Source organism: Sulfuricaulis sp., assembly GCF_040901545.1.
Classification (GTDB): Bacteria; Pseudomonadota; Gammaproteobacteria; order Acidiferrobacterales; family Sulfurifustaceae; genus Sulfuricaulis.
The window spans coordinates 1-26,167 of record NZ_JBBDYL010000025.1 but is presented as its reverse complement, the minus strand read 5'-3'; the positions used below and the strand labels follow the sequence as shown (position 1 = coordinate 26,167).

The following is a 26,167-nucleotide window of genomic DNA, read 5'->3' as shown; positions in this document are numbered from 1 at the left end:
TTTGTCAATTTACGCGCCAAATAAGTGGCCCGAGGCAGACGGCACACTCACCGCGCGGTGTTTGAGCCTAACGACAAACCGCCGAGTAGCCTTATCCTTAATTTTGTACCCGCCGTTCCAACCAACGTGTTCATCACCAGGTGTCAGTCATCTCGTTTCTTCGTCGCGCGGCCGCGGCTGGGAAGCAGTTCGAACAGCCACTCGGCGACGATGTTGGCGCGGATGACGCGGATGGCGAGCGCCGTGGGCGAGATCGGCCGCACCAGCAAGCAGAACACGGGGTCCACAGAACACGGGGTCAGGTCTTGCATTGCAACTTGCAGGCACACCGCACTGCGGTGGACCTGCTGGTAAGAACCTGTTTGCAACCCCCAAAATATTCTTCCGGTTGCAGAACCAAGGCTCCTCCTGGAATCCCCCGCTCTTATGGGAAATCCTAACACAAAGCCAGCCGCAAAATCGTCTGGCAGCGCAACGGATAGCTCGGAAAAACCGCCACCCGGACCGGCGGGCGTGGCCAGTCGGCGCAGGCCTGCCTCGTCTACGTCGGTAGGCGCGCCCGACGTCAGTTGCTGACGAAACTCAGCGGCGAGCTGCTTCTTGAACTTGAGCGCAGACTGGGTTTCGATACCTTCATCCCGCGACGCCAAACCGAGCCATTGACGAAGGTCTTGCTCGACGGCTCGTTGCATGCCCACAAGAAGCCGGCAGCAATTTCCATCCTCCCCTGACCAGCCTTTGATAAAGGAATCAATCTGACGCCAGCCACGCAGGTTGAAGTAGCCTACACAGAAATCAGCACGGTCTGATAACTTGATAGTCTCCTGAAGTGCTGGAAGGAGTTCTTTTTCAATGTTGTAGAAGATTCGGGGCATGGCCGTGATCAATCGCTGTAAAAATTCATTTCTTGTGAGCCTTTCACTATTCTTTTGGGGCCTTACGTTTTCACAAGTTTCATGCCAAATCTTAATACTGTCTGCCCGACAACTTCCTCTTATCGGATAGTGCTTTTGCCCATCTGTTTCTTATTTCGCTGCCAATTCCATGTTCCCTAACCACTGCACGTCATACGGACCTTTTGCAACCTGTTTTGCCAGCCTCTCGTCAGTAGTGATCAAAGGAAACCGAAGCGGAGAACTACTTCCGGCACGAATATTTTGACCGCCACGCTGGCGTCCAGTATCTCCCGAAGCGGTGCCGGATTCACCGGGACCGGTCCTCACGGATTAGATCGGCTGAGTTCACCCAATTGGGGGGCAGATGAGCCTTCCGTGCCCGATCCCGGATGCGCTCGATGACGGCCGCAGCACCCCTGCGCGTCTTCTGCACCTGAAGTCCTTGACCGAGGAGCCGGATCACTTCCGCAGTGAGCGAGCAGTTTTCTTCCTGGGCAAGCTTCTGGATGCGCTTGTAGAGCTTGCTGGGGACATTGCGCACGTGCAGAGTAGCCATAGTGGTTTCCTCTTCGCTGTTTGGCCAGTCTAGCCGAGCATAGTTGCAACATACAACCAAACTGGTGGGCTACTCCACTGCCGGCGATTGGCGCAGCAGAATCCTCGGCGCCGACTTGGGACGCTGAGGTAATGGTGGGTGCGTTGGACCGGATACGCGATACGGAGGCGATAACCGATGAGAAAAGTGTTTGAAAAAATGGTGGCTAAGGGCGGAGTCGAACCGCCGACCTCAGCATTATGAGTGCCGCGCTCTAACCATCTGAGCTACTTAGCCGGATTGAATTGAAGACTTTTACCAATTCCCCCTCTCCCCGAGTGAAAGAAAGCGCGCATAGCGCGCCTCGGCTCGCCCCCTTCTCCCCTTGAGGGAGAAGGGATGGGGATGAGGGGCAGATCCCCCTCACCCTTTGCCCTCTCCCGGAGGGAGAGGGGAAGTCGGTAAACATTCCCATTTCGATCGGGCAAGGGGAGAGGGGAACCTTGCCAAATTTGTTGCCGCACTTACCCTTCACGCCCCCTCACCCTCATTCCCTCTCCCCCCGGGGGGAGAGGGAAGCGAGCCGTGGCGCGCTTCGCGCGCGGTTGGCTTTGATTGGGGCCGCAAACGATACCGATATCCGCTTGGCCTGACAAGGGAAAATGCTGACGACAGTTTAGCATGGGTGAGAACGCTACACGTTAAAGCGGAAGTGCATCACATCGCCGTCGTGTAGCACGTAGTCCTTGCCTTCAAGACGCAGTTTGCCGGCCTCACGCGCGCCGTGTTCGCCGTGATATCGGACATAATCCTCATAGGAAATGGTTTCGGCGCGGATAAAGCCGCGCTCAAAATCCGTATGGATCACGCCCGCCGCCTGGGGCGCGTGCGCTCCCTGGCGCACCGTCCAGGCGCGCACTTCCTTGGGGCCGGCGGTGAAAAATGTATGCAGGCCCAGCAAGGTATAGCCGGCGCGGATGACGCGGTTCAGTCCCGGCTCGGTAAGCCCCATGTCGGCGAGAAACACTTGCTTTTCCTCGGCATTCATATCGGCCAATTCCGCTTCGATTCTGGCACAGATTGGCACCATGACAGAATTTTCCGAGCGCGCAGGCTTATCCAGCTGCTCAAGGTACGGATTTTGGGTAAAGCCTTTCTCATTCACATTGGCGATGTACATGAGCGGCTTGTCAGTCAGGAGACACAGCGGCCTCAATAGTTTGTGCGCCTCCTCGCTCAAGCCGAGGCTGCGCACCGGCTTGCCCTTGTCGAGATGCGCACACACGCGTACCAGCAGTTCGCGCAGTTTGATGTCATCCTTGCTGCCGCTTTTGGCGCCCTTGTCCGCACGCTGCATGCCTTTCTCGACTGTCTCGAGATCGGCGAGCGCAAGTTCTGTGTTGATAATCTCAACATCCGCGAGCGGATCGATCCGGCCTGAAACGTGCACAATGTTCTCGTCTTCGAAACAGCGAACCACATGGGCGATCGCATCCACCTCGCGGATGTAGGCGAGAAATTTGTTACCCAGCCCTTCACCTTTCGAGGCGCCCGCCACGAGGCCCGCAATGTCAACGAATTCGATGGTGGTGGGGATAATTTTTTCCGGTTTGGCGATCTCCGCCAGCTTTTGCAGGCGCGGGTCCGGCACCTCGACGATACCGATGTTCGGGTCGATGGTGCAAAAAGGATAATTTTCCGCGGCGATACCCGCCTTGGTGAGCGCGTTGAAGAGCGTGGACTTGCCCACGTTCGGCAGACCGACAATGCCGCATTTGAAACCCATACATAAGACCTCATTTTTCCAACTCCCCCTCTCCCCGAGTGAAAGAAAGCGCGCGTAGCGCGCCTCGGCTCGCTCCCTTCTCCCCTTGAGGGAGAAGGGATGGGGATGAGGGAGCGGTCCCCTCACCCTTTGCCCTCTCCCGGAGGGAGAGGGGAAGTGGGTGAGTGTCTTTATTTCGATTGGGGTGAGGGTGTTAAACCCCGGTTCACTCCCCCTCACCCTAACCCTCTCCCGGAGGGAGAGGGAACCTTAGGATTTATGCGTGTGCAGGACGTTCATGACCTTCTGGAACTGGCCGTGCACGATATCCGCGACATGCACCTTGGCGATCATAATCGCCGTATCAATCAATGCCTGCTCCGCCGAAGGTGCCTTCTTTAATACATAAGAAACGACCTGCGCGGCGATGCCCGGATGGCCGATGCCGATACGCAAACGCACGTAGTCGGAAGTTCCCAGCTTCTCGGTAACGTCGGATAGACCGTTGTGACCGCCGTCGCCGCCACCTACTTTCAGCCGTACCGCCCCGGGCGGCAGATCCAGATCGTCGTGAACCACGAGAATTTCCGCGGCCGGGATTTTGTAATAATGGGCGAACTTTGAAACCGAATCGCCGCTGTGGTTCATGAAAGTTTGCGGCGCGAGCAGCCAGATGTCCTTGCCGCTGATGGTGATTTTTCCCACGTTGGCAGAAAAGCGCGATTCGGCGCGCAGGATCTCGCCGGTGGCGTCCAGCAGAACATCCAGAAAACGGAACCCAACATTGTGTCGGGTTTCCGCATATTCCGCGCCCGGATTCCCCAGGCCAACGATGAGGGAGATGCCTTGGGTCATGGCCTGCTTCCCTCACCCCAATCGAAATAAAGACGCTCACCTACTTCCCCTCTCACTCCGGGAGAGGGCAAAGGGTGAGGGAGATCACCCCTCACCCCCATCCCCTCTCCCGCACGCGGGAGAGGGGGAGTTGGAAAAGGGCACATACGACTGGGCTACTTGCCTCCCTTCTTGGGCGCTTCCTTCTTCGGCGGCTCGGCCTTCTTGGCATCCGCCTTGGGAGCTTCGCCTTTCTTCGCTTCCACCTTGGGGGTTTCGCCCTTCTTCGCTTCCATCTTGGGAGCTTCGCCTTTCTTCGGCTCGCCTGCCTTGGCTTCGCCCGCTTTGGCTTCGCCTTCCGCGGGCGGCGCCGCGGCGGCGGTTTCGCCCTCGGCCGGCACCGCGACAACCGGGATTTCCTCTTCCACCACGCGGATAGTGGTAATCACCGCCACGGCCAGGTCATCGCCGCCGTGCGCGAGACTCGTGATGGTCACACCTTCCGGCAGCTTGAGGGCGGAAAGATGGACCGATTCATTGATGTGCAGGGCCGACATGTCGACCGTGAGGAATTCCGGCAGATCCTTGGGGAGACAGGTGATGTCCACTTCGGTCATGAGGTGCGACACGATACCGCCATCCACCTTCACTCCCGGAGCGATGTCATGACCCACGAAGTGCAGCGGCACCGCCATGTGAATTTTCTCGGTGGCGCTGATGCGCTGCAGGTCCACGTGCATCACGACCGGCTTGAACGGATGCATGTGATAGTCGCGCAGAATGGCCTGGTCTTTCTCCGTGCCAACGTTCACGGTCAGGATCGAGGTATGAAACTTTTCATTTTCGAGGTGACGTACCATCACGTTATGATCCAGCGAAACCATCGTCGCCTCTTTGCCTGCGCCATAAAGGATGGCGGGTACTTTGCCGCTGCGGCGCAGGCGGCGGCTCGCACCCGTACCTTTCGCAGCGCGCGGTTCAGCAGTTAATTCATATTTTGCACTCATTGTCAGTCTCCAACAAAGGTTGATAAACACCGCTTCTTCCGCGACCAGGAAAAGCGATAATTACGAGTAGCAAGTAGCAAGATACAAGTAGCAAGTAATACGATTTTTTACCTTGCTACTTGCCACTTGAAACTTGCTACTGAATTTATTCCATAAACAATTCGCTGACCGAATCCTCTTCCGCAATGCGGCGCATGGACTCGGCGAGCAGCTCCGCCACGCTCAATTGGCGTATCCGCCGGCAGGCCTTGGCCTCCGGCTTGAGCGGGATGGTGTCGGTCACCACCAGCTCGTCGAGATCGGATTTCTCGATCCGTTCCACGGCATTGCCGGACAGCACCGGGTGCGTGCAGTACGCCAGCACTTTGCGCGCGCCGTCGCTCTTCAATGCCGAAGCAGCTTCGCACAGCGTGCTCGCGGTATCGACCAGGTCATCCATCAACACGCAGGTCCGGCCCGCCACCTCGCCGATGATATGCATCACTTTTGCCTCATTCGGCTTGGGACGGCGCTTGTCGATGATGGCCAAGTCCGCTTCCAGGTGCTTCGCCATCGCGCGGGCCCGCACCACGCCCCCCACGTCCGGCGACACCACGAGCAAATCCTTGATTTCCTGCCGCCAGAGGTCGCCGAGCAATACCAGCGAGGAGTAAATATTGTCCGTCGGAATATTGAAAAATCCCTGAATCTGATCGGCATGCAGATCCATCGTCAACACCCGGTGTGCGCCCGAGACGGTGATCATGTCCGCCACCAGTTTCGCCGTGATGGCCACCCGCGCCGTGCGCGGACGGCGGTCCTGTCGAGCATAACCATAATATGGTATCACCGCGGTAATGCGCCGCGCCGAGGATCGTTTCACGGCGTCGATCATTACCAGCAATTCCATCAGATTGTCGTTGCTGGGCGCGCATGTGGGCTGGACGATGAAAACATCCCGGCCGCGCACATGCTCCATTATCTCGACCTGAACTTCACCATCCGAGAAGCGGCCGATCACCGCCTTTCCAAGCGGCAACCCCAGTTGTCGCACCACGAGTTCCGCGAGCGCCGGATTGGCGTTCCCGGTAAACACCATCATGTTGTCCAAGGACACGCGATCTTCCCTCAGGGCTTGTCTGACAATCCGGTGACTGGGTCAATCATATACGTCAACAGACGTTAACAATGGATCAGGGCCTTCGCTCCTTGCCATTCCCTGATCATTCTGGTTGGGGCGCCAGGATTACTCCGCACATCCCTGTGCTCCGCCCCTCCGGGGCCAGCGTCGCTACGCTCCGCTGTTCGCGCTCAGTTCTAAGCTCGGCTCCTGCCTCGCTAAGAACTCCGGGTTTCGCCATCCCTGGCGAAACCGCTCAGCGGGCCGCCGATCCACAGGATCGTCGGCTTATTCCGCTTCGCCCCGGCGAGCGCGTCGAATCTTCCAGGTTCTCATCCTGGCAACCAATTCAAAAATGCCCGGTGGACATTTTTGAATTGGTTGGGGCGCCAGGATTCGAACCTGGGAATGCCGGAATCAAAATCCGGTGCCTTACCGCTTGGCTACGCCCCAGAAATCTGCGCCCCATGACTAGAACCAATCTCAAAATACCATGTTTCGGTTTTTGTAGGGTGCGTCCCACGCACCAAGTGGCTTCGTTTAAACCGTAGATCGGTGCGCAGGGCGCACCCTACCGTTTTTGAGATAGGTTCTAGACCTGTCGCGGAGCCAGGATTGCTCGCCCCGTCCTTGGGGCTCGCCCTCGCCACTATAAATGGCTCGGGCCAGCGTCGCTACGTTCAGCTGTCCAAATTCAGTTCTAAGCTCGATCTTCCTATCTCGCTAAGAACTCCAGGGCTTGCCATCCATGGCAAGCCTGCTCGATGGAGCGCGATTCAGTGAATCGCAAACGCTCCACCTCGCCCCGGCGAATTTGTCGAACCTGGGCCGCTCTCGGCATCCTGCCTCTCGCGGCATTAGTACGTCCCTGTACGTCAGAATGCCGGTCAAAATCCGGTGCCTTACCGCTTGGCTACGCCCCAGAAATACGAGACAGTTCGAACCTGTCGGCAACAATTCCGGATATCCGGTGAATTTTAGTTTCCGGCGAGGCCCGGCTGCATGCCGTGACTCATCCTATATAAGGGATGACGGTTCATCCCTCGCGCCACAAAACCGGTAAACTGTTTCGGAATGATTTTCAATATCCGCTGGCCTTGCCCTGCCTCATCCAATTTCAGGAAAACACATCCACCGGAGCCCGACAGCCGCGGTTCACCGAATTCCTCCAACAGGGACATCGCGCGATTTACCTCGGGATAGCTTCGGCGAACGATCGGTTCCAGGTCATTTCGCCGCCCGCGCCCTTCTTGAAAGTCGCGTATTGTGATGGTCCGGCTATAACGTGTCAATTCAGAATTGGAAAAAACCTTCGCCGTGGAAACGTGCACCGGCGGTACCACCACGAGATACCACGCTTCTTCCGGCTCAAGTGGAGTAAGAATTTCACCGATTCCTTCCGCCCAGGCCGCGTGTCCATGGACGAAAACCGGCACGTCCGCACCCAGCTCGAGCCCCAAGGCGGCAAGCTCCGTCACCGAGAGGTTGGCGCCCCATAGCACATTCAAGGCCAACAATGTCGTGGCGGCATCCGAACTGCCTCCCCCAAGGCCGCCGCCGAGCGGTAAGCGCTTCTTGATTTGAATTTCCGTGCCTTGGCGAATGCCGGTGGCTTTTTTCAACAACTCCGCGGCACGAATCGCCAGGTTATTATTTTCCGGTACCCCGGACAACGGCGTGAGGAGCGCAATACGACCGTTATTTGTGACGGAGAATTCCAGGTCATCGCCATAATCGAGAAACTGAAAAACCGTCTGCAACGTATGATAACCATCCGGGCGCCGGCCGGTTATTTGCAGGAACAGGTTCAGCTTCGCCGGTGCCGGCCAGGATTGCATCCGCCGTTAACCTCGGGCCATCAGTTCAATGCCCAGTGTTCGATGACCAGGCGCACTTCAAGCGTGGTATCACCGGTAAGATGATTATCCATACCCGGGTCCTTGCGTTTGAGAAATAATTTCTTCGGAAGATCGAGCGTTCCGTATCGCATGTACTCAAGAAATTGAATGTCCCAGCCTGATTGAATCAGCGTCTTCAAACGTCCGTAGTCGTCCAGAATTTCGCTCGCCGCCTCGAGGGGAGAAGGAAGCCCGAGCATCCAGTAATTCAACCCCTCGAGCGGTACCCGCCAGCCGGTCGTGCGATATAAAAGCTGTTCCGCATTTTCTGCGCGCCAGGTGCGCTTGTCGGCATCGAGCAATTCGGCCACGTGACGGTCATGTACCAGCCGCAGATGGCCACGACCCAGCGGGCCGGTGATGTCAATGCGATGCAGTTCACCCTCGCGCGCCCAGTTAACCGAGGCCTGCCAACCTTCGTCCGCGGTGCGCATCGCAAGCCGGCCACGAATTTTCCAGGTTGTGACCGGCATCAATTCGGTCTGGCGCTTCTGCCACGCAGCCGCGGGATTATCGACCGGTGGCGGAGCAGGCACGGTGGCGCAGCCGGCAGCGAGCATCGCCAGCCCGAAAAATCCGGTTATCCACCTCATGGTTTGAATTTTTTTATAACGCCGTTGAGTGCTTCGCTGTCGGGCGTTTCGCGCAGCGCCCGGTTCCAGATGTTTTCCGCCTCTTGGCGGTTGCCCATCACCCACAGCACTTCGCCAAGGTGTGCGGCAATTTCCGCGTCATTTCTGATTTCCAGCGCGCGTTTGAGATATTTTACCGCTTCCACATTGTTCCCCAGCCGATATTGCAGCCAGCCCATGCTATCCAGGATAAAGGCATCGTCGGGCTTGAGTGCGATGGCTTGCCGCAGCAGGTCGAGCGCTTCCTGAAAGCGCGTGGTGCGATCGGTGAGCGTGTAGCCGAGCGCATTGAGCGCATTGGCGTTCTTCGGGTCCGTTTTGAGTATTTCACGCAAATCACGCTCAGTCATATCGAACATGTCGAGTTTTTCCGCGAGGAGCGCGCGGGCATAGAGTAAATCCTTGTCCCCGGGCACGTGTTGTATCGCGACATTCATTTTCTCCAACGCCTCGCGGTACAGTTTGGCTTCGCGCAAGATCTGTTCGAAGGCAAGCGCCACTTGGACACGCTGCGGATCGTTTTGGGCATCTATGCCATCCAGTTGGCGACGTGCGCCGTCGAGATCGCCCTGTTTCGCGATCACCACTCCCAGGCGGGTCTGCGCTTCAAAAAAGTATTCGCCTTCTTCGATTTCACGATACCAGGCGATTGCTTCCGCATATTGCTTTGCTTGCTCCGCGACCTGTCCGAGATAGAGCCTCGCCTGGTCGTTCTCCGGTCGAAGTTTCAGGGCCTGGATGAGATAATTCTTGGCTTCATCAAGATGATTGTTTTGTAATGCGAGCAGGCCGACGGCATAGATGGTATCCGCGTCATTCGGGGCGTCGGCCGCGACGCGTTTGAATTCCGCATAGGCCTTCTCCCATTCCTTCTGGTCAATAAGGAATCGCGCATAGTTGACTCGGAGTGTGGTGGCGCCGCGATTGTCACTCAAAAAAGATTCATAAAATGCTCGGGCTTTCTGAACTTCTTTCTTCGAGAGCAGGATTCGCGCCTTGAGCAGTGCCGCCTCCTCCCAGTTCGAACGCCGCTTCAGCGCATCGTCCGCCGCGTCGAGCGCGCCGTCGAGATCGCCCCCCCGAACCAAGAGATGGGACAGCGAATAATGGGCCGAGGCTTCCCGAGGATTGAGGGCGACAAGCGCACGCATTACGTCGATGGCGGCGCCCCGGTTGCTTGCCCGCCCGAGCACCGCCGCGGCGCGCAAATAGGCGTGGTTGAGGTTCCGACGCGTAGCTTCCAGTGCAAACAGTTTTTCGTACAGGCTCCTGGCTTCCTCCGTCTCGTCCAGTTCAAGCAAGGCCGTGATGAGTGCCTCATTTGCTTCGGTATCGCGCGGCCGGAGTTCCACCCAGAGCCGCGCGGAAGCAAGCGCCTCTGCATAACGCTTGGCATAAAGCGAGGAGAGCGTGGCACGTTCGGCAACGCGTGGATCGCGGGTTTTTTTCGCGACGTTTCCGAGCGTACCCGAGGCAATCCCGATCTGACCGCGCTGTCCAGCGATTTCCCCCACCAGCAGGTCGTAGAGCAGTTCCGAATCCAGCTCGATTCGGGGCAATGCCTCTTCGGTCGGTTTATCCTGAGCGTCGGCTTTCGCGGACACCACTTCGATCTTTCCGGGGCTGGCGCACGCGACCAGCATGGAAAAGATCAGCGAGGACGGGAGTAAACGCAATAATTGTGTATGCATACTGGAATTGATTTTGCTATGGGCCATTTCCGGGTAAAGCCTGTATTGACCTGCGCCCCGGGCAAAGATTCACCCAACAATCTAATATAATCACTGCAGTCTCCGATATTCGGGAAAGGCGCGCAACTGCGAAACTAAAGGCGATATGAAAATAACCATTTACAAAGCGTACCTGGACGCGGGCATGCCATGAATTCATTGGTATTACTCATCATAACCGCCGTGGCGTTTGTATTCGGCTACCGCTTTTATTCCAAGTTGCTGGGTACGGGCATCTTTCGTCTCGGGGATCATTATAGTACACCGGCAACCGACCGCTTCGATTCGGAGCAAGGTACCGCGCCCAACCGACATCTGATTTTCGGTCACCATCTGGCCGCGCTAGCCGCGGGCGCCGCCATCACGGGCAGCGTCATCTCGGTAATATGGGGTTGGATTCCCGCCTTTCTCTGGGCCGTGGTTGCCACCGTCACGGCGGCCGGAACCTACGGTCTTGGAGCGATTTGGTTATCGCTGCGCTTCCCCGGGCTCGATCCGGCGGAAATCGCCGCGCGCGTTTTGGGTCCCTCGGCATACGGGCCATTCACGCTGATTGCATTGCTTCTGTTGCTTTTGATGAATGCCGCCTGCGCCACCATCGCCGCGCAATTGTTCTCCGCATTCCCCTCGGCTGTCTTGCCGTTCTGGGGCATCCTGACGATCGCCCTATTCCTCGGATACTATCTGCGCGGGCGGGAAGCTTACGAGGTCGTCGCTGCGTCGTTGATCGCGCTGACCCTGAGCCTGATGGCCGTGTGGTTGTTGGGTAAATTTCCACTGAATTTGACCGGTGCATTGAATTTGGAATCCAGCGACTACACTATTGCGCTGGATGCGACCGTGGTCTGGGTTGCCATCCTGTTTACTTATGGATATCACGCCACGCGCCTGCCAATATGGAAACTGATCCGCCCCCGCGGATTTCTCACCGCGCTGCTGCTCGGCACCACACTGCTTATTTTTTACACCGCCGTGGTAATCGATCACCCGAACCTTGTCGCTCCGGAATTCCACAAGGATCCAAGTATCCCGCAAACGATACCCTGGCTGTTCATCACCCTGACCACCGGCGCCGTGGCGGGTTTTCATTTTTTGATTGCCAATGGAATAACGGCGCGCCAGATCAGGCGGGAATCCGATGCCCGCTACGTCGGCTATGGCGGCGCTTTGGCGCTGGGTCTGCTGGCGCTCAGCGCCATTCTCATCGGCGGTACCGGTTTCCCCAGTGAGCAGGACTGGACCCAGCGGTATGCGTCATGGGATGCATTCAAGGATTTGCACCAGGCCGCGGTGATTTACGTCAACGGATTTGCCCGGTTTGCAGCCATCCTCGGGCTGGATCCGGCTACGGCACGAACGCTTGCGGCCGTGGTTGTCCTCGGACTCCTCGTGGCCACGCTTGAAGCCGGTTTGCGTGTACAAAAACAACTGCTCGCCGGCCTCGCGGAACGCCATCCCTCCGTCATGCCGGGAAAAGAAAAATTACTGATCGGATTGGCCGCCTTCCTGTCCGCGGCATTGACCCTGCACGACGGGCATGGTCTGGGAGGATTGCTGCTATGGCCGATCTTCGGCGCGACCGACCTGATCTTCGCCGTCTTCGGATTCGTGCTGCTTACGCTGTCACTGCGCCAGCTGGAGCGGCCGGTCGCGACCGTGCTGCTACCCTTGATTTTCCTGCTGGCCGCTGCGAATTGGGCATTAACCATCCAAATGATACAGTGGTGGTCGATGAATGACTGGATATTGCTCGCGCTCGGCATCATATTAATTATCATTGAACTCGGCGTAACATTACTGGTCTTTAACTTTTTGAAATCCTCGCCACGCCCCCAGCTTGACAGCGTACCCTGATGGGTCAAAATCGCGGGCTCCAGCGGCGATTTCCCGGTTTTCTGCATGCACCTGCTTGCCTTCGGTATTAATCATCACACCGCGCCGGTCGATATCCGCGAAAAAGCGGCTTTCGACTCCGACAAGCTCGTCTACGCGCTGCGCGAGATCACCGGGAAAGGCGGGGCCAGCGAGGCGGCGATCGTATCGACGTGCAATCGCACCGAGCTCTATTGCGGGCTCGAACCGATCCACGATGAGCGCGTCATTGAATGGTTTTGCCACTATCACCGCCTGAACCAATTCGATATTCATCCCTACCTGTATCGCCACCCTGACCAGGCCGCCGTCAGGCATGTCTTCCGGGTGGCGGCCGGACTCGACTCGATGATCCTGGGTGAAACACAAATTCTTGGACAGATGAAAGAGGCTTTCACCACGGCCCACAAGGCCGGTGTAACGGGAAAAATCCTGAACCATCTCTTTCAGCAGACTTTCTCCGTGGCCAAGCAGGTGCGAACCGACACCGCCATCGGCGCCAGCGCCGTCTCCGTGGCGTCCGCCGCCGTGCGTCTCGCCAAGCAGATCTTCAACAAACTATCGGAACAAACCGTCCTGATGATCGGCGCGGGAGACATGATTGAACTCTGCGCCCGCCACTTCAGGGATCAGGGTGCGGGCCACATGATTGTCGCCAATCGCACTGTCGAGCGCGCGCAACTGGTGGCCAGGCCGTTCGGCGCCGAGGCCATTTCGCTCATGGAAATGCCGGCGCGGCTTGCGGACGCCGACATCGTCATTTCCTCCACGGCCAGCCAATTGCCCATTCTCGGCAAGGGCGCGGTGGAGCGGGCGCTCAAGGTACGCAAGCATCGGCCGATATTCATGGTGGATATCGCGGTGCCACGAGACATCGAATCCGAGGTGGCTGAACTCGACGACGTCTACCTGTACTCCATCGACGATCTCAAGGACGTGGTTCAGGAAAACATGGAATCCCGTCAAAAGGCCGCTTCGGAAGCGGAAAAAATCATCGACACCCAGGTAATGGATTTCATGCGCTGGGTGAAATCGCTGGATGCGGTGCCCACCATACGTGCCCTGCGCGAGTCGGCCGATGCCTTGCGCGAGGCGGAAGTGGAACGCGCGCGCAGGCGCCTTGCCCGCGGCGAAGATCCGGGAAAAGTGATTGAGCAACTCGCGCGCGCGCTGACGAACAAGTTTACCCATGCCCCCACCGATGTGCTGCGCAAGGCGAACATCGACGGCAACAGCGCGCTGCTCGATGCCGCGCGTCGGTTGTTCGGCCTCAACGAAGAATAACCATGAACCCTTCTATTGAAACAAGGCTCACCAGCCTTGCCCAGCGCTTTGAGGAGATCGAGCATTTACTGGCCGACCCCAAAGTCATCGGCAAACAGGATAAATTCCGCAAGCTTTCGCAGGAATACGCCGAGATCAACCCGCTGGTCAAACTCTATGCCGACTATCGCCATGCCTGCGATCAGCTGGAATCCGCGCGCGCCATGCTCGCGGACGAAGATCCGTCCATCCGCGAGCTGGCCCAGGAGGAAATCGGCGATGCGCGGTATCTGATTGAAAAGCTCGAAGCGGAAATCCAAACCCTGTTGTTGCCGAAAGATCCGAACGACAATCGCAATGTATTTCTTGAAATTCGCGCCGCGGCCGGCGGCGATGAATCGGCCATTTTCGCCGGCGATCTTTTCCGCATGTACAACTATTACGCCAATGCCCATGGATGGAATGTCGAGGTCGTTAATCATAATTCCGGAGAACATGGCGGCTACAAGGAAATCATCGCGCGCATAACGGGACAGGATGTTTATTCGCGTCTTAAATTCGAATCCGGCGCGCATCGCGTTCAGCGCGTCCCCGAAACCGAAGCCCAGGGGCGCATCCACACCTCGACCTGCACGGTCGCGGTGTTACCGGAAGCGGACGAGATCGACGCCATCGATATCAACCCGGCGGACCTCAAAATCGACACGTTTCGCGCTTCGGGCGCCGGCGGCCAGCACGTGAACAAAACCGATTCCGCCATTCGCGTCACCCACCTGCCTACCGGCATCGTGGTCGAGTGCCAGGACGAGCGTTCGCAACACAAGAACCGCGCCCGCGCGATGTCAATCCTTTCCGCGCGCCTGCTCGAAGCCGAACGGCGGAAACAGAGCGAGGCGGAAGCCGCCACGCGAAAAAGTCTGGTCGGCACCGGTGACCGATCGGAACGTATTCGCACTTACAACTTCCCGCAGGGACGACTGACCGATCACCGCATCAATCTGACGCTTTACAAACTCGATCAGGCCATGGAAGGCAAACTCGATGAACTCATCGATGTGTTGCGGACCACCGATCAGGCCAACCAGCTGTCGGCTTTGGGAGGCGGATCATGATGCACGCTGCTCGTGAAGCTGTCACGGTAAGTATCGGCGCAACACTGGCGGATATGACGCGCGCGCTCCGATCGAAAAGCCGGACCCCGCGGCTCGACGCGGAGGCACTGGTCATGCACGTCACCGGTCGGGGGCGCAACGATTTCATCGCGAGGCCTCACATAGCCTTGACCGCCAACGAACGCCATGGTCTGGAAAACCTGCTGGCGCGCCGCCAACGCGGCGAACCGGTCGCCTATCTCACCGGTGTCAAGGAATTCTGGTCGCTAACTCTCAATGTCTCGCCGGCGACGTTGATTCCCCGCCCGGAAACCGAATTGCTGGTCGAACAGGCACTGCGAAGAATTCCCCTGGATGCCGAATGGAACATCGCCGATCTCGGCACGGGTTGTGGCGCGATCGCGCTGGCGTTGTCGAAGGAACGCCCTCGATGCCGGTTGACCGCGTCCGATCTCTCCCGTCCGGCACTCGATGTCGCCAGGTCAAACGCGCGGAAATTCGGCATGTCCCGAATCGAGTTCCTTGAAGGAGACTGGTTCGCCCCGTTGGCTTGCCGGAAATTCGACCTGATCGTCAGCAACCCGCCTTACGTGGCGGCCGGCGATCCGCATCTGTCACAGGGAGACTTGCGATTCGAACCGGCGCCGGCCCTTGTCGGCGGACCGGACGGTCTCGCGGCGATCCGTCACATTGCGGGACGCGCATCCTCACATCTTAAAACCGGAGGATGGCTGATCGTTGAACATGGCTGGGATCAGGCCAAGGCGGTCAATGGCATTTTGACCGGGCACGGCTATTACAATATCGCCTGCCGTCATGATCTGTCCGGTATCGATCGAATATCGGAATGTCGAAAATGATCCGCATGCAAGCGAATGATTACGCTTCACCATGAATGACAAACAACTCCTGCGCTACAGCCGCCACATCATGCTGCCGCAGATCGATATCGGCGGCCAGGAGAAATTGCTCGGTTCGCGTGTATTGATTATCGGCCTTGGGGGACTCGGCTCACCGGTCGCCATGTATCTCGCGGCCAGCGGCGTGGGGCATCTGGTCCTGGTTGACCATGATCGCGTCGATCTCACCAATCTCCAGCGCCAGATCGTTCACGCCACGGATCGCGTGGGCCAGGAAAAGGTGGCGTCGGCGGTCGCGGGACTTGCCGCCCTTAATCCCGATGTCCAGGTCACCACATACAATCACAGGCTTGAAGGCACGATGCTCGATGAGCAGGTACGCCTGGCGGATGTGGTCGTGGATACGACCGATAACTTCGCCAGCCGTTATGCCGTCAACGAGGCCTGCGTGCGTGCCGGCAAACCGCTGGTCTCGGGCGCCGTGGTCCGGTTTGAAGGACAGGTAGCCGTTTTTTCACCCACGGGTCCCTGCTACCGCTGCCTGTACACCGACACGGGGGGAGCCGATGAGCCATGCGCCACGCTCGGGGTACTCGCCCCGGCGGCCGGGATCATCGGTTCGATACAAGCGGTCGAAACCATCAAGGTCCTGCTCGGCATCGGCCAGACGCTCTCGGGCCGTCTGCTTTTGTTCGATGCGCTCGCCATGGAATGGCGCGAAATGAGGCTGCAAAGGGATCCGGATTGCCCGGTTTGCAAAATAAAATGAATTCCGTGCGAATGCCACGTTCCATTTTCAACCGGCTGCTGCAACTGGCGAAAAATTCTCCTGCAGAGGAAATTTGCGGTCTCATCTCTCGTGACCGCCACGGATTCAAAAAATGCTATCCCGTCGCCAATACCGCCGGCGATAAAAAACGATTCTTCATGCTCGATCCCCATGGTCAGATCGCGGCCATGCGTCTAATGCGAGAAAATGACGAAGAACTCGCCGCGATCTACCATTCCCACCCCGCCACCCCGCCGCTGCCGTCGCCGGCCGACATTGAACAACATGAGTATCCCGACTCGCTTTACCTCATCATCTCCCTGAAAACAAAAGGTGAGCCTGAAATGCGCGGTTTTTATATTCGCGGCCGCGATATCGATGAAGTCTCTATCGGGCTGGAGGGAGAGTCTCCCTAGCCGGCTCCACGGCCGGGTCTATACTCCTTTACTGAGGCCGTCGTCAGGCTGACAAAGGAGCAACCATGTCTATCGCCACCTATGTTTTTCTTGGCATTTTCGCCGCGCTGTTTCTGTATGCCGTAACCATGTTCAACAATTTCGTGCGTCTCAAGAACAATGTCGCCCAGGCCTGGTCGAATATCGACGTGTTGCTCAAGCAGCGACACGATGAGTTGCCGAAGCTGGTCGAGGCCTGCAAACAATACATGAAGCATGAGCGTGGCGTGCTGGAAGCGGTGACCCAGGCGCGCGCGGCCGTCGGCCAGGCGCGCGCGGCCGGTGACGTGGCTGCGGTCGGAGCGGCCGAGACCCAATTACGGGCCGGGTTGATGAACCTCTTTGCCGTGGCCGAGAACTACCCCGAATTGCGCGCCAATGAGAACTTCCAACATCTGCAAAATCGCATCTCCCAGCTCGAAGCGCAGATCAGCGACCGCCGCGAGTTCTACAACGATTCGGTCAACGCGAATAATATCCGTATCGAAACGTTTCCGGACAACGTGATCGCCACGCTTTTCCGCTTCGGTCTGAGACCGTTGCTTAAATTCAAGGAAAGCGAAATCAAGGACGTTAACGTCAAGGCATTGTTCAATACTTAAAAACCTTCTCAAAAATAACGTAGGGTGAGACGGAGTTATCGTGAATGTCCAGTGGACATTCACACCGCCGAACGGGTGCAACGTGTTTTGTTGCACCCCGGGCTGCAAGCCCTGCGCACCACGCCGAAGGTTAAGCTTAATGGTGCGTGGGACGCACCCTACAAAAAAATATCGACAAAATGTTTTTGAGATAACTGCGTACCCTGTGGTGAAAATTTATATTTCAGAGGTTTCCTAGCCATGGCGTCCCCCGGTCCATTGGCCCAGTGGTTCGCAGAACTGGCGAGCTCGATCAAGCATAGCGATCCGGTCGCCGTTGCCATCGCTGTCGTCGTATTAGCCGCCGGCTGCGTCTATACCTCGTGGCGCACCTGGCGGTATGCCAGCCACATCCGTCTCATCGAGGATACGCCAACCGCTAAAATCCGCTCAGCGCCCCAGGGTTACGTGGAACTTGAAGGTCGAGGCAAGCTCATGGACGGACCACCGATTATCGCCAAGCTATCCGGCCTGCCCTGTGTCTGGTTTCGCTATAAAATCGAGGAACTGGTCACGACCACCACCAACCGCGGCCGCCATCGTCGCTGGGAAACCATCGACAAAGGCGAATGCACCGAGACTTTTTGGTTGCAAGATGAGACCGGGCGTGTCGTAGTCGATCCAGAGGGTGCGGTTGTCACGCCGAAACACAAGGATAAGTGGCGTTCGCATTCTTCCTTCAGCGGGATCACCCGGCCGGCGTTTGTCACGAACTTTGTCGCTTCGCACCGTGCCGGGGGAAATTATCGCTTTACCGAGGAGCGTATCAACTCAGGCGATCGTCTGTACGCCCTTGGATTGCTGAAAAACGTCAGCAGTTTCACCGGGAACACGACGGTGGACGAGGATGTGAGGGGGTTGCTTGGCGATTGGAAAAGAAACCAGCCGGCCCTGGTGGAGCGTTTCGATCTCGATAAAGACGGGAAAATAGATGAGAAGGAATGGATGCTTGCCCGTGCGCAGGCGCGTCGCGAAACCCTGAAAAATCGCCAGGAACAAGTTCATACCATCATCGACGGTCTTAATGTCCTGGGCCCAACCCGCGATGGATCCCGCCCTTATATCCTTTCTGCTTATACGCAAAAAGAAATCACCAGTCGTTACCGGATATGGATGATGGTATTTGCGGGAGCCTGCTTCCTGCTCGGGTTCGCCGCGGTATGGGCATTTAACGCAAAGTTTGTATAGTCATGGCGACATGGCCAATTTTGTAAGGTGAGACGGAGTTTTGATGCGCGCCTTTCTCGCTTTGCGTCCCGCGGCGCTCAAAAGTCCAGGGCCGCCATCCCTGGCGGCCCGCTCGGTGGGAAGACGGTCCACCGGACCGTCTTCTTATCCGCCTCGCCCCTGGCGCGCACCCCTGCGGGGCGCGCTGAAGCGCGTCCAATTCAGTTCTAAGCTCGATCTTCCTATCTCGCTAAGAACTCCAGGACTTGCCATCCATGGCAAGCCTGCTCGATGGAGCGCGATTCAGTGAATCGCAAACGCTCCACCTCGCCCTGGCGAAATTGTCGCCAATGTCCAGTGGGCATTGGCGCCCGCCGAACAAGTGCAACGTGTTTTGTTACACCTTGGGCTGCAAGCCCCGCGCACTGGAATTTCAGGCGTTTGGTTCATCGGCCTTGCATGAAAACCGGCTTAATCGGAGCTTCCCTAAAGCTAATTCCCGTTGCGAACAGGGAAAAAGTAGTTTAGCGTAACCATCACGACGCATGTATCACGGTGTTCCATTAAAGTTTCCCACGGAGGGATTCCGATGACACCCGCGAATTGTCATGAGTTGATCGAGTCGCTGTCGAAGGCTAGCACCGTCGAGGAGATTCATTCGGCCTGCTCCGCGCTTTGCAATCAATTCAACTTCGATCAATTCCAATACGTCGCGAGATTTCCTGCTGCCGCATCTATTATTAAACCCCGTTACATATTTATCGGTAGTTATCAAGATGAATGGCGCACGCGTTATTTCGCCAGGGGGTATATGTCGATTGATCCAGTGGTAAACCATTGTGTCAGTCACCTGACGCCATACTCCTGGGAACAAATCACATCATTGGAGCGGGAAGACAAAATCGTTCGCGACTTCATGGGCGAAGCCCGTGATTTCAGCTTGAACAGTGGCGTGAGTTTTCCTGTTCACGGCCCTCAGGGAGAATTTGCCATTTTCAGCGCGGCGTCGAATCTTGATCGCGAGCAGGTTAAAGCCCAAATTCTTGAGGCTATCCCGTTTACTCATATGTTCACAGCCTGCTTGCACGAAAACGTGCGTAAGATTTTCCAGCAGCGGGAAATCCCCCTAAAGGTAGTTACACTTGCTGAACAAGAGCGAGAGTCTCTGCTTTGGGTAACAAATGGCAAGACAACATGGGATACCTCGGAAATCCTCGGTGTGTCGGAAAATACGGTGATTTCCCACTTGCAAAACACGTGTGAGAAACTCGGTGTATTTAGCCCAGAGCAAGCCATGGCCCGTGCGGTCTCGCTCGGCCTGATTACGCCTTAGTGCTAGTGAAGTTTTAACCCAATGGAGTAGAACGTACATATGACACCTGGAAAAAACTGTCATGAATTGGTCGATTTACTCATAAAAGCAAAGACCGTAGAGGAAATCCACTCGCTCTGTGCTGACTTCTGCGAATATTCCGGGTTTGATCGTTTTCTTTACGGAGCACGTATCCCAACCTCTTTTGTCAAGCCCTACTTTATCTTCATCAGTGGTTATCCTAACGAATGGAGGACACGATACACCGTGAAAGGTTATATGGCCGTCGATCCTACCGTGTCGCATTGTGCGACTCATTTGACGCCGATATCCTGGGACCAAGTTGGGCCACAAGAGAATAGTGACGAACAGATTCGCATGTTCATGGGAGAAGCTCGTGAATTCGGTCTAAACAGCGGTGTCAGTTTCCCGATCCACTCGGCCCAAGGAGAGTTTGCGATGCTCAATTTGGCTTCCACCAAAAGTCACGCTCAGGCAAAACCCACGATCCAGGAAGCGTTGCCTTATGCCTCTTTATTTTCAGCATACCTGCATGAAGCTGTGCGTAGGGTGTTCGAACATCAAGTGCTCTCTCTGTCCCGGGTGCATCTCACCGACCGTGAAAAACAATGCCTGCTCTGGTCCGCTGAAGGAAAGACCACTTGGGAAACCTCGCATATCCTTGGCGTTTCCGAGCGAACTGTTGTCTTCCACCTGCAGAATGCGGCGGGCAAACTCAAGGTCGTCAAACGCCAACAAGCGGTGGCACGTGCGGTTTCCCTCGGCCTGATTTCTCCCCAGCTAGAGTAGCTTCATCTCCTTCCCGGAACACGCGGCGGTATTGTCACCCGCGCTGGTTTGTTTTATAGCTGCCCGCAAACAAGCGCTTTTACCTCACCCTGTAAGATTTTACAGCTACCTGAACTTCTAAAGTCCTGTTTACTGTACCTCCTCACTTTTAAGGAGGGTACGGAAAATGCACCAGATACTGGTGGGACACGCGCATGACCCCATTCTCGACAGCAACACCCTGAACAAGATGTATTGCTTCCGCCACAAGGTGTTTTACGAACGCCTGGGTTGGGACGTCGGAAATGAAAACGGCATGGAACGGGATTATTACGACGAATTAGATCCCATCTACATGCTTGCCCGGAATTACCAGAATGAAATCGAAGCTTGTTGGCGATTACTTCCTACAACTGGGCCTTACATGCTGAAAGACACCTTTCCCCAGTTGCTTTGCGGCGATGAAGCTCCACATGACCCTGTTATCTGGGAATTGAGCCGGTTTGCTGTTCTTCCGAGCGACAGCACGGAACAAACTCAGGCAACCTTGAATTTGTTGACTTTTGACATGATTCGATCCGTCTACGATTTTGCACAACAACATGGCATCCAGCGTTATATCACCGTTACCAGCGTGGCGTTAGAGCGGCTTTTGAAACGAACCGGCCTGCCAATCTCTCGTTTCGGAAACCACAAGGCGCAGCGTGTCGGCAAAGTCCTCACCGTCGCCTGTTGGGTGGATATTAATGAACAATTCCGAAATGTCGTCTATAGCAATCACGCTGCATCGGGCATATCACGCATCGCCGCATGAAAATCCTTCTGGCCGGCGGCGAGGTCGAAGCCACGGCCCTGCTTCAGGCCCTGGCACATTCCAGCGATCACGAGATCATCCTTTGCGCGGATGGTGCCCGTGCGATCGTGGATTTACTCAAAAACGGATACGACTGGGCGATCATCGACGGCCGTGCTGTAAACAGGGGCGACAAGGATATTGCACGCTTCATTCGCGCAATGGGTCCTGAAGCTTGCCGAAACCGTGTTACGCCGGTGCAGGCAAACACTTTCGATCCCGGATCCGCAAATCACGCAAGATGCGGTGTGAAATGGTCCAAAAACGGGATACTGCAGCTTCATTGCGGTCTGCATGATTTAATAAAACACCGCACCTTGCCTGATCCGTCTGCACTGTACGACGCGGGTGCGATTATTTTTGAATACCACGCGCCGTGCAAAAAAGAGCGGTGGCGCAATGGCTGAGGAGGAAATTCTTAACCTGCCGTTCAGGTATTTTTTTAACAATGCAGCGTTTGGCATCGCATTGGCCGACCAGGAAGGAGTTATTCTCACTGCCAACCCGGCATTCGCGCGTCTGGTCGGCGAACACCCGCAGGATATTTCCGGTAGGAATTTTTTGAGATTCATTTCCACAGAAAAAAAAGGGGATGTACGAGATATCCTTGTGGGACTCGTTGACAGTCCATTTCAAAAATTTCATGCGGAATTCCCGTTAATTCACAAAAACGGTCAGATCCGGCTGGTATTGCTCGCGGGCACCACCATTCCGGACACCACGGGCAAACCACGAAATATCATGCTTTCGGTTGCGGAAATTCCCACCGGGATGATTTCCCAGGACAACCAAATGCGCGCTGCGGTGGCAGAAGAATACTCGGAATTGCAATACCGCAAGGTGTTGGATAGCGTGCCCTACCCGGTGTTATTCGTCAACGATCAGCAGCGTATCACCTGGATCAATAAACATGCCGAGTTGTCGTTTGGTTACGTCATGCTCGAACTGTTAGGCCGGCCGCTTGCGGTACTGTTTCCCGAGTTGTCCTGGGAACCGGATGCCGTGAAGGACGACCGGGAATTTACCAGTCCCGTCTCGGAGAAACCGCCGTACGCTGTCTACGCGATGCACAAAAATGGAGTCAGACACCCGGTCATGCTTGATTTCATGAATATCGACAACGCCAATCGGCGCGACTGGGTTATTAACGTCCAGATTCTTTCCGAAACTAATGCGCGGGAGGATGCCTCCTCGTATATTTCCTGGTACGACCCTGTAACTCGTCTTTACAATCGCGTGTTGTTTCAGGAGCGATTGGGTCACGCGATAACAAGAGCTGAGCGCGAAGAAAAGAAGCTGGGGGTATTGGTTCTGGATATCGACCGGTTCAAGCAATTAAACGACTCTTATGGATACGAAGCGGGTAATCAATCGCTGAAGGAAATCGGAGATCGCATTATTTCCTGCATGCGCAAGAGCGACACCATCGCCCGGCTGGGTTCCGATCAGTTCGCTATATTGCTCGAAGGTGTCGATCAGGCTGAACGTATTTCGACCGTTGTTCAGAAACTCATTGACGGCTTTTCCAACCCCTTCTCAGTGCAGAATGAAGATGTCTATCTGACCGCGAGTATCGGACTAAGCGTTTATCCGGTCGACGGCCTTGACGTTGAAAATTTAATGAAAAACGCGGAAAGCGCCATGCTGCTTTCAAAAAAAGAAGGAGGGAACGGCTTTCATTTCTATACCCGGGAAATGAGCGCCAGGGCCAAAGAACGAATGCAGATTGACCGGGAATTGCACCACGCACTCAATCGCGAGGAGTTCGTGCTTCATTACCAGCCCATGCTTGACGCGTCCGGGAAAAAGACGATCGCTCTGGAGGCTTTATTGCGTTGGAATCATCCGGATAAAGGCCTGATCCCACCGCTGACTTTCATCCCGTTGCTGGAAGAATTGGGTTTAATCGTCCAGGTTGGAAATTGGATCTTGCGCACCGCCTGCCGGCATATCAAATCATTGCAGGGAAACGGTTATGGACAATTGCGGCTCGCGGTAAACGTTTCCGCACGGCAGATTTCGCAGCACGATTTCTCGGATAACTTGAAAAAAATTTTACAGGAAACCGGCTTGGATCCTAAAGCCTTGGAACTGGAGATCACCGAAAGTGTGCTCATTCAGAACGCGGACAAAAGCGAAAAAATACTTGAGAGCGTCGCGGAACTCGGAGTGAGCATCGCCCTGGATGATTTCGGAACGGGATATTCCTCCCTGGCTTATCTCAAGCGCTTTCCGATACATACGTTGAAGATCGACCGCAATTTCGTCAAAGGATTGCCGGACAAACGCGATGACGTGGCGATTACGGACGCCATCCTGGCGCTGGCCCGAAGCCTTGGGATCAAGGTGGTCGCGGAGGGGGTTGAGACGGAAGAACAACATGCTTTTCTGCGTAACCATCATTGTCATCAAATGCAGGGCTTTCTGTTTGCCCGCCCCATGCCCTCCGAGGAGCTCGATCGATGGCTGGTGGCAAACCGTAGCGGGCGCACCCCGCATGTCCATTTGCCGAGACACAAGCCTTAATCCGCGGGCAGGGGGACGGTGATATCGATCAGGCGCGAAACACACCCGACTCGCTCAACGGGGGAATCAAAACAAACGCCTCGGACTCCGGCATTCAAGCGATAATCCGAACTGGGACTGGCGTTTCTTATCCTTGTTGTTACGATTCCCCGACCATCGGGACGGGATATTCGGAGAGCAGCCTTGGTTCCGCAGCTTGAACAAGATGTACGGAAAACGATTAATAATTTGCTGGTACAGACGGGCTGGCAGGTTCAGGACATCGAGCGTGTCAATTTTACCGCTGCGCGCGGCGGTGCAATCCTTAGAAAATTGGTAGTCTGTTCATCTTCAATCGAGTGTGACCCCGTTGGTTGGGCTAGAATCGAAGAGGCGGAAGGTCGCTATCTCCGGGTGGTCTTGCTGCCGGATGGAGAAACCGTACACAATGCATTTTTCGACAGAGGGCATAAGCCGTGAAAGTCAGCTACTTCGAAGACACTGACACCCTATACATAGAGTTCCGCGACAGCGATATAGCGGAATCCAAAGATCTGGATGAAAACACTATCCTTGATGTCGACGCAAAGGGCCATGTCTGCGCAATTACGTTCGAGCATGCAAGCCGGCGCACTGACGTACGGCATCTGATTGTTGAAGGCATTGCGGCATAACGATTACAACTGACGTTGGGGTCAATTCGTTGAACCGGTGGTGTGGGTGTTCAACGCGAAGTTTATTTGATTTCGCTTTTTACATCGAGTTGTCATTCCGACGAAAGTCGGAATCCAGTGTCTTAATATAAGTATTGTGTTTTTAGTCTAGTGCCGCCCCTTTTTCAAAATACATAAGAAGTTTCCAAGCAGTCTCGACTGGTAAATCCCCTTTAGATTGATGTTTTAAAAGAAATCGTAGTGTTTGGGGATATGCTATTGCAGATGCCGCCACATAGTGACCACCACGCCACTGTCCTGCGCCCGCCATGGTTAGTTGAGAATAGAGTTTTTCAAGTGTTGCTCGTGATGCATTAAATTCTTTCAATATTTCTTGAATCTCAGTACGTTCCTCGCAATAGTTAAGCAAATCTTCTCTGGCTCTTTGATATTTATCACTACGCGAGACAACCATCCCCAACCATCTCCTCGGAGAGGTTAGACGGCCTTATTTCTTGCGAGATACGCTCAAGAGCAGCTGGGGGAAGACCAATAAAATTGGGCGGGGGTTCGCCCGGAAGTGTGTGTATTCTAGCAGCAAGGCGAACAGCGAAAGAACGTGACACAGCTCCATATAGAAAGGTAAGAGTTAGAGCGACAATTCCTGCTTTCCATCCAAAAAATACAAAACATGTAATTAGTAGAGTAATAAACAACAGACTTAAGACTATATTGATATTTTCTTTCCATGCTCCCCTGAGAAAGGTATTGAGGACCAACAAAAATGTGGTCAAAGCAAGAGACGAATGTAAAAGATAAATCATGTATTCGTTATTAATACATTTGGCTAATATCCATCATTTACTCATTACGAATTGCTGAACATCCCATAACGGTTCACCATTCTAAACTTGCAGACCCTCCAGATTTTTTTCCCTTGATATCGCAACGTGCGGTTGACTTTTCGCAGTTCGGGCATTTCCGAACACCATGATGAACCCCGCTTCCACTAACAATATAAACTTTACTGCAATGAGGACAACGGAAGGCGGCGTTGTTCCCTTCCCAGTCCTCGTCCATTCCGAGGTTATTTGGATCAAGAACTTTCGTCGGCATGTTTGCTCCCCTCCCTAAAATATGGTTTCAATATCATTGAGCTTTCTGGCGCTTACGGCATATAACTTTGTCATGGTTCTGCTAATCACCCCCTGAGTCAAGCCGAACCCCGAGGGAAGCCGAAGAGCCGGCCCGAAGGGGCGAGCGAGGGATCGCGAGCGTGCGCATCCGGCGCAGGGATGCGCCGTATGCGCACCCGCTGAAGCGACCGACGGGGTGAGGGAATCCGCGTAGTGTGCGGGCGCAGACTCGGGGGCGTGCTTTCTTTCGGTTACCTTTCTTTGCACGAGCAAAGAAAGGTAACCCAGGGTGCAGGGGCGGAGCCACCCGCAATTATGCTTTTGAGTCGCGCGCAAAGCGCGCGAACCATTCAAAACCTGGATTCCGGCTTTAGCCGGAATGAC

25 protein-coding genes, 2 tRNA genes and 1 pseudogene are annotated in these 26,167 nt (G+C 55.6%); 15 read left to right on the top strand and 13 right to left on the bottom strand.

Features of this window, described 5'->3' with window-relative positions:
• Nucleotides 1-143: 143 nt before the first annotated feature.
• The 11 genes and pseudogenes from WD823_RS04750 to WD823_RS04700 form a co-directional block, all read right to left on the bottom strand.
• Complete coding sequence (locus tag WD823_RS04750; protein ID WP_368428337.1) at nucleotides 144-875, bottom strand: hypothetical protein; 732 nt, start codon at nucleotides 873-875, stop codon at nucleotides 144-146.
• Between the two features lie 328 nt (nucleotides 876-1,203).
• Nucleotides 1,204-1,452, bottom strand: a complete 249-nt coding sequence (locus WD823_RS04745) for a hypothetical protein (protein WP_368428336.1) — start codon at nucleotides 1,450-1,452, stop codon at nucleotides 1,204-1,206.
• Between the two features lie 199 nt (nucleotides 1,453-1,651).
• A tRNA-Met gene (locus WD823_RS04740) sits at nucleotides 1,652-1,728 on the bottom strand.
• Between the two features lie 397 nt (nucleotides 1,729-2,125).
• On the bottom strand, nucleotides 2,126-3,217 hold the full coding sequence (ychF, locus tag WD823_RS04735; protein WP_368428335.1) for a redox-regulated ATPase YchF: 1,092 nt from the start codon (nucleotides 3,215-3,217) through the stop codon (nucleotides 2,126-2,128).
• Nucleotides 3,218-3,466: 249 nt separating this feature from the next.
• Complete coding sequence (pth, locus tag WD823_RS04730; RefSeq protein WP_368428334.1) at nucleotides 3,467-4,051, bottom strand: aminoacyl-tRNA hydrolase; 585 nt, start codon at nucleotides 4,049-4,051, stop codon at nucleotides 3,467-3,469.
• 308 nt (nucleotides 4,052-4,359) lie between these two features.
• A pseudogene (locus tag WD823_RS04725) lies at nucleotides 4,360-5,037 on the bottom strand (50S ribosomal protein L25/general stress protein Ctc); the annotation flags it as partial.
• A gap of 145 nt (nucleotides 5,038-5,182) precedes the next feature.
• Complete coding sequence (locus WD823_RS04720; RefSeq protein ID WP_368428333.1) at nucleotides 5,183-6,133, bottom strand: ribose-phosphate pyrophosphokinase; 951 nt, start codon at nucleotides 6,131-6,133, stop codon at nucleotides 5,183-5,185.
• Between the two features lie 381 nt (nucleotides 6,134-6,514).
• Nucleotides 6,515-6,589, bottom strand: a tRNA-Gln gene (locus WD823_RS04715).
• Nucleotides 6,590-7,113: 524 nt separating this feature from the next.
• Complete coding sequence (gene ispE, locus WD823_RS04710) at nucleotides 7,114-7,974, bottom strand: 4-(cytidine 5'-diphospho)-2-C-methyl-D-erythritol kinase (RefSeq protein WP_368428332.1); 861 nt, start codon at nucleotides 7,972-7,974, stop codon at nucleotides 7,114-7,116.
• 20 nt (nucleotides 7,975-7,994) lie between these two features.
• Nucleotides 7,995-8,627, bottom strand: coding sequence for a lipoprotein insertase outer membrane protein LolB (lolB, locus tag WD823_RS04705; RefSeq protein ID WP_368428331.1), 633 nt, complete (start codon nucleotides 8,625-8,627; stop codon nucleotides 7,995-7,997).
• Entirely contained in the window at nucleotides 8,624-10,357 is a 1,734-nt protein-coding gene (locus WD823_RS04700) for a tetratricopeptide repeat protein (RefSeq protein ID WP_368428330.1), read from the bottom strand. The genes lolB and WD823_RS04700 overlap by 4 nt, the downstream gene beginning before the upstream one ends.
• Before the next feature lie 189 nt (nucleotides 10,358-10,546).
• Between WD823_RS04700 and WD823_RS04695 the strand changes: the two genes are divergently transcribed.
• From WD823_RS04695 to WD823_RS04625, 15 genes are all read left to right on the top strand, one after another.
• Nucleotides 10,547-12,250 (top strand): carbon starvation CstA family protein, encoded by a 1,704-nt coding sequence (locus WD823_RS04695; RefSeq protein WP_368428329.1) that lies wholly within the window; start codon nucleotides 10,547-10,549, stop codon nucleotides 12,248-12,250.
• A gap of 45 nt (nucleotides 12,251-12,295) precedes the next feature.
• Nucleotides 12,296-13,552 (top strand): glutamyl-tRNA reductase, encoded by a 1,257-nt coding sequence (gene hemA, locus WD823_RS04690; protein WP_368428328.1) that lies wholly within the window; start codon nucleotides 12,296-12,298, stop codon nucleotides 13,550-13,552.
• Nucleotides 13,553-13,554: 2 nt separating this feature from the next.
• Nucleotides 13,555-14,643: a peptide chain release factor 1 gene (prfA, locus tag WD823_RS04685; RefSeq protein WP_368428327.1), complete on the top strand. Its 1,089-nt coding sequence runs from the start codon at nucleotides 13,555-13,557 to the stop codon at nucleotides 14,641-14,643.
• Nucleotides 14,640-15,503, top strand: a complete 864-nt coding sequence (prmC, locus tag WD823_RS04680) for a peptide chain release factor N(5)-glutamine methyltransferase (protein WP_368428326.1) — start codon at nucleotides 14,640-14,642, stop codon at nucleotides 15,501-15,503. The genes prfA and prmC overlap by 4 nt, the downstream gene beginning before the upstream one ends.
• Nucleotides 15,504-15,534: 31 nt before the next feature.
• Entirely contained in the window at nucleotides 15,535-16,272 is a 738-nt protein-coding gene (locus tag WD823_RS04675; protein WP_368428325.1) for a ThiF family adenylyltransferase, read from the top strand.
• Nucleotides 16,248-16,688 carry a Mov34/MPN/PAD-1 family protein gene (locus tag WD823_RS04670; protein ID WP_368428324.1) on the top strand — a complete coding sequence of 147 codons (441 nt, stop codon included), beginning with the start codon at nucleotides 16,248-16,250 and terminating at the stop codon, nucleotides 16,686-16,688. Before WD823_RS04675 ends, WD823_RS04670 begins: the two co-directional genes overlap by 25 nt.
• A gap of 65 nt (nucleotides 16,689-16,753) precedes the next feature.
• A complete protein-coding gene (locus tag WD823_RS04665; protein WP_368428323.1) occupies nucleotides 16,754-17,329 on the top strand; it encodes a LemA family protein in 576 nt (191 codons plus the stop codon).
• A 240-nt stretch (nucleotides 17,330-17,569) separates the two neighbouring features.
• Complete coding sequence (locus tag WD823_RS04660) at nucleotides 17,570-18,556, top strand: GIDE domain-containing protein (RefSeq protein WP_368428322.1); 987 nt, start codon at nucleotides 17,570-17,572, stop codon at nucleotides 18,554-18,556.
• 568 nt (nucleotides 18,557-19,124) lie between these two features.
• Entirely contained in the window at nucleotides 19,125-19,868 is a 744-nt protein-coding gene (locus WD823_RS04655; protein WP_368428321.1) for an autoinducer binding domain-containing protein, read from the top strand.
• 39 nt (nucleotides 19,869-19,907) lie between these two features.
• Entirely contained in the window at nucleotides 19,908-20,657 is a 750-nt protein-coding gene (locus WD823_RS04650; protein WP_368428320.1) for an autoinducer binding domain-containing protein, read from the top strand.
• A 166-nt stretch (nucleotides 20,658-20,823) separates the two neighbouring features.
• Nucleotides 20,824-21,450, top strand: coding sequence for an acyl-homoserine-lactone synthase (locus tag WD823_RS04645; protein ID WP_368428319.1), 627 nt, complete (start codon nucleotides 20,824-20,826; stop codon nucleotides 21,448-21,450).
• On the top strand, nucleotides 21,447-21,896 hold the full coding sequence (locus tag WD823_RS04640; RefSeq protein WP_368428318.1) for a hypothetical protein: 450 nt from the start codon (nucleotides 21,447-21,449) through the stop codon (nucleotides 21,894-21,896). The genes WD823_RS04645 and WD823_RS04640 overlap by 4 nt, the downstream gene beginning before the upstream one ends.
• Nucleotides 21,889-24,015 (top strand): EAL domain-containing protein, encoded by a 2,127-nt coding sequence (locus WD823_RS04635; protein ID WP_368428317.1) that lies wholly within the window; start codon nucleotides 21,889-21,891, stop codon nucleotides 24,013-24,015. Before WD823_RS04640 ends, WD823_RS04635 begins: the two co-directional genes overlap by 8 nt.
• Nucleotides 24,016-24,198: 183 nt before the next feature.
• Nucleotides 24,199-24,474 (top strand): hypothetical protein, encoded by a 276-nt coding sequence (locus WD823_RS04630; RefSeq protein ID WP_368428346.1) that lies wholly within the window; start codon nucleotides 24,199-24,201, stop codon nucleotides 24,472-24,474.
• Nucleotides 24,471-24,668, top strand: a complete 198-nt coding sequence (locus WD823_RS04625; protein WP_368428316.1) for a DUF2283 domain-containing protein — start codon at nucleotides 24,471-24,473, stop codon at nucleotides 24,666-24,668. Before WD823_RS04630 ends, WD823_RS04625 begins: the two co-directional genes overlap by 4 nt.
• A gap of 142 nt (nucleotides 24,669-24,810) precedes the next feature.
• Here WD823_RS04625 and WD823_RS04620 read toward each other — a convergent pair whose 3' ends face one another.
• Complete coding sequence (locus tag WD823_RS04620) at nucleotides 24,811-25,122, bottom strand: hypothetical protein (RefSeq protein ID WP_368428315.1); 312 nt, start codon at nucleotides 25,120-25,122, stop codon at nucleotides 24,811-24,813.
• Nucleotides 25,123-25,544: 422 nt separating this feature from the next.
• Nucleotides 25,545-25,763, bottom strand: coding sequence for a hypothetical protein (locus tag WD823_RS04615; protein ID WP_368428314.1), 219 nt, complete (start codon nucleotides 25,761-25,763; stop codon nucleotides 25,545-25,547).
• Between the last annotated feature and the right edge of the window lie 404 nt (nucleotides 25,764-26,167).

What these genes read in the sequence shown, in the direction of transcription:
- WD823_RS04745 (WP_368428336.1), bottom strand. Translation starts at nt 1,452, where the DNA reads ATGGCTACTCTGCACGTGCGCAATGTCCCCAGCAAGCTCTACAAGCGC.
- WD823_RS04650 (WP_368428320.1), top strand. Translation starts at nt 19,908, where the DNA reads ATGACACCTGGAAAAAACTGTCATGAATTGGTCGATTTACTCATAAAA.
- hemA (WP_368428328.1), top strand. Translation starts at nt 12,296, where the DNA reads ATGCACCTGCTTGCCTTCGGTATTAATCATCACACCGCGCCGGTCGAT.
- WD823_RS04675 (WP_368428325.1), top strand. Translation starts at nt 15,535, where the DNA reads ATGAATGACAAACAACTCCTGCGCTACAGCCGCCACATCATGCTGCCG.
- prfA (WP_368428327.1), top strand. Translation starts at nt 13,555, where the DNA reads ATGAACCCTTCTATTGAAACAAGGCTCACCAGCCTTGCCCAGCGCTTT.
- lolB (WP_368428331.1), bottom strand. Translation starts at nt 8,627, where the DNA reads ATGAGGTGGATAACCGGATTTTTCGGGCTGGCGATGCTCGCTGCCGGC.
- WD823_RS04695 (WP_368428329.1), top strand. Translation starts at nt 10,547, where the DNA reads ATGAATTCATTGGTATTACTCATCATAACCGCCGTGGCGTTTGTATTC.
- WD823_RS04640 (WP_368428318.1), top strand. Translation starts at nt 21,447, where the DNA reads ATGAAAATCCTTCTGGCCGGCGGCGAGGTCGAAGCCACGGCCCTGCTT.
- WD823_RS04700 (WP_368428330.1), bottom strand. Translation starts at nt 10,357, where the DNA reads ATGCATACACAATTATTGCGTTTACTCCCGTCCTCGCTGATCTTTTCC.
- WD823_RS04620 (WP_368428315.1), bottom strand. Translation starts at nt 25,122, where the DNA reads ATGGTTGTCTCGCGTAGTGATAAATATCAAAGAGCCAGAGAAGATTTG.
- prmC (WP_368428326.1), top strand. Translation starts at nt 14,640, where the DNA reads ATGATGCACGCTGCTCGTGAAGCTGTCACGGTAAGTATCGGCGCAACA.
- ispE (WP_368428332.1), bottom strand. Translation starts at nt 7,974, where the DNA reads ATGCAATCCTGGCCGGCACCGGCGAAGCTGAACCTGTTCCTGCAAATA.
- WD823_RS04615 (WP_368428314.1), bottom strand. Translation starts at nt 25,763, where the DNA reads ATGCCGACGAAAGTTCTTGATCCAAATAACCTCGGAATGGACGAGGAC.
- ychF (WP_368428335.1), bottom strand. Translation starts at nt 3,217, where the DNA reads ATGGGTTTCAAATGCGGCATTGTCGGTCTGCCGAACGTGGGCAAGTCC.
- WD823_RS04750 (WP_368428337.1), bottom strand. Translation starts at nt 875, where the DNA reads ATGCCCCGAATCTTCTACAACATTGAAAAAGAACTCCTTCCAGCACTT.
- WD823_RS04665 (WP_368428323.1), top strand. Translation starts at nt 16,754, where the DNA reads ATGTCTATCGCCACCTATGTTTTTCTTGGCATTTTCGCCGCGCTGTTT.
- WD823_RS04655 (WP_368428321.1), top strand. Translation starts at nt 19,125, where the DNA reads ATGACACCCGCGAATTGTCATGAGTTGATCGAGTCGCTGTCGAAGGCT.
- WD823_RS04635 (WP_368428317.1), top strand. Translation starts at nt 21,889, where the DNA reads ATGGCTGAGGAGGAAATTCTTAACCTGCCGTTCAGGTATTTTTTTAAC.
- pth (WP_368428334.1), bottom strand. Translation starts at nt 4,051, where the DNA reads ATGACCCAAGGCATCTCCCTCATCGTTGGCCTGGGGAATCCGGGCGCG.
- WD823_RS04645 (WP_368428319.1), top strand. Translation starts at nt 20,824, where the DNA reads ATGCACCAGATACTGGTGGGACACGCGCATGACCCCATTCTCGACAGC.
- WD823_RS04660 (WP_368428322.1), top strand. Translation starts at nt 17,570, where the DNA reads ATGGCGTCCCCCGGTCCATTGGCCCAGTGGTTCGCAGAACTGGCGAGC.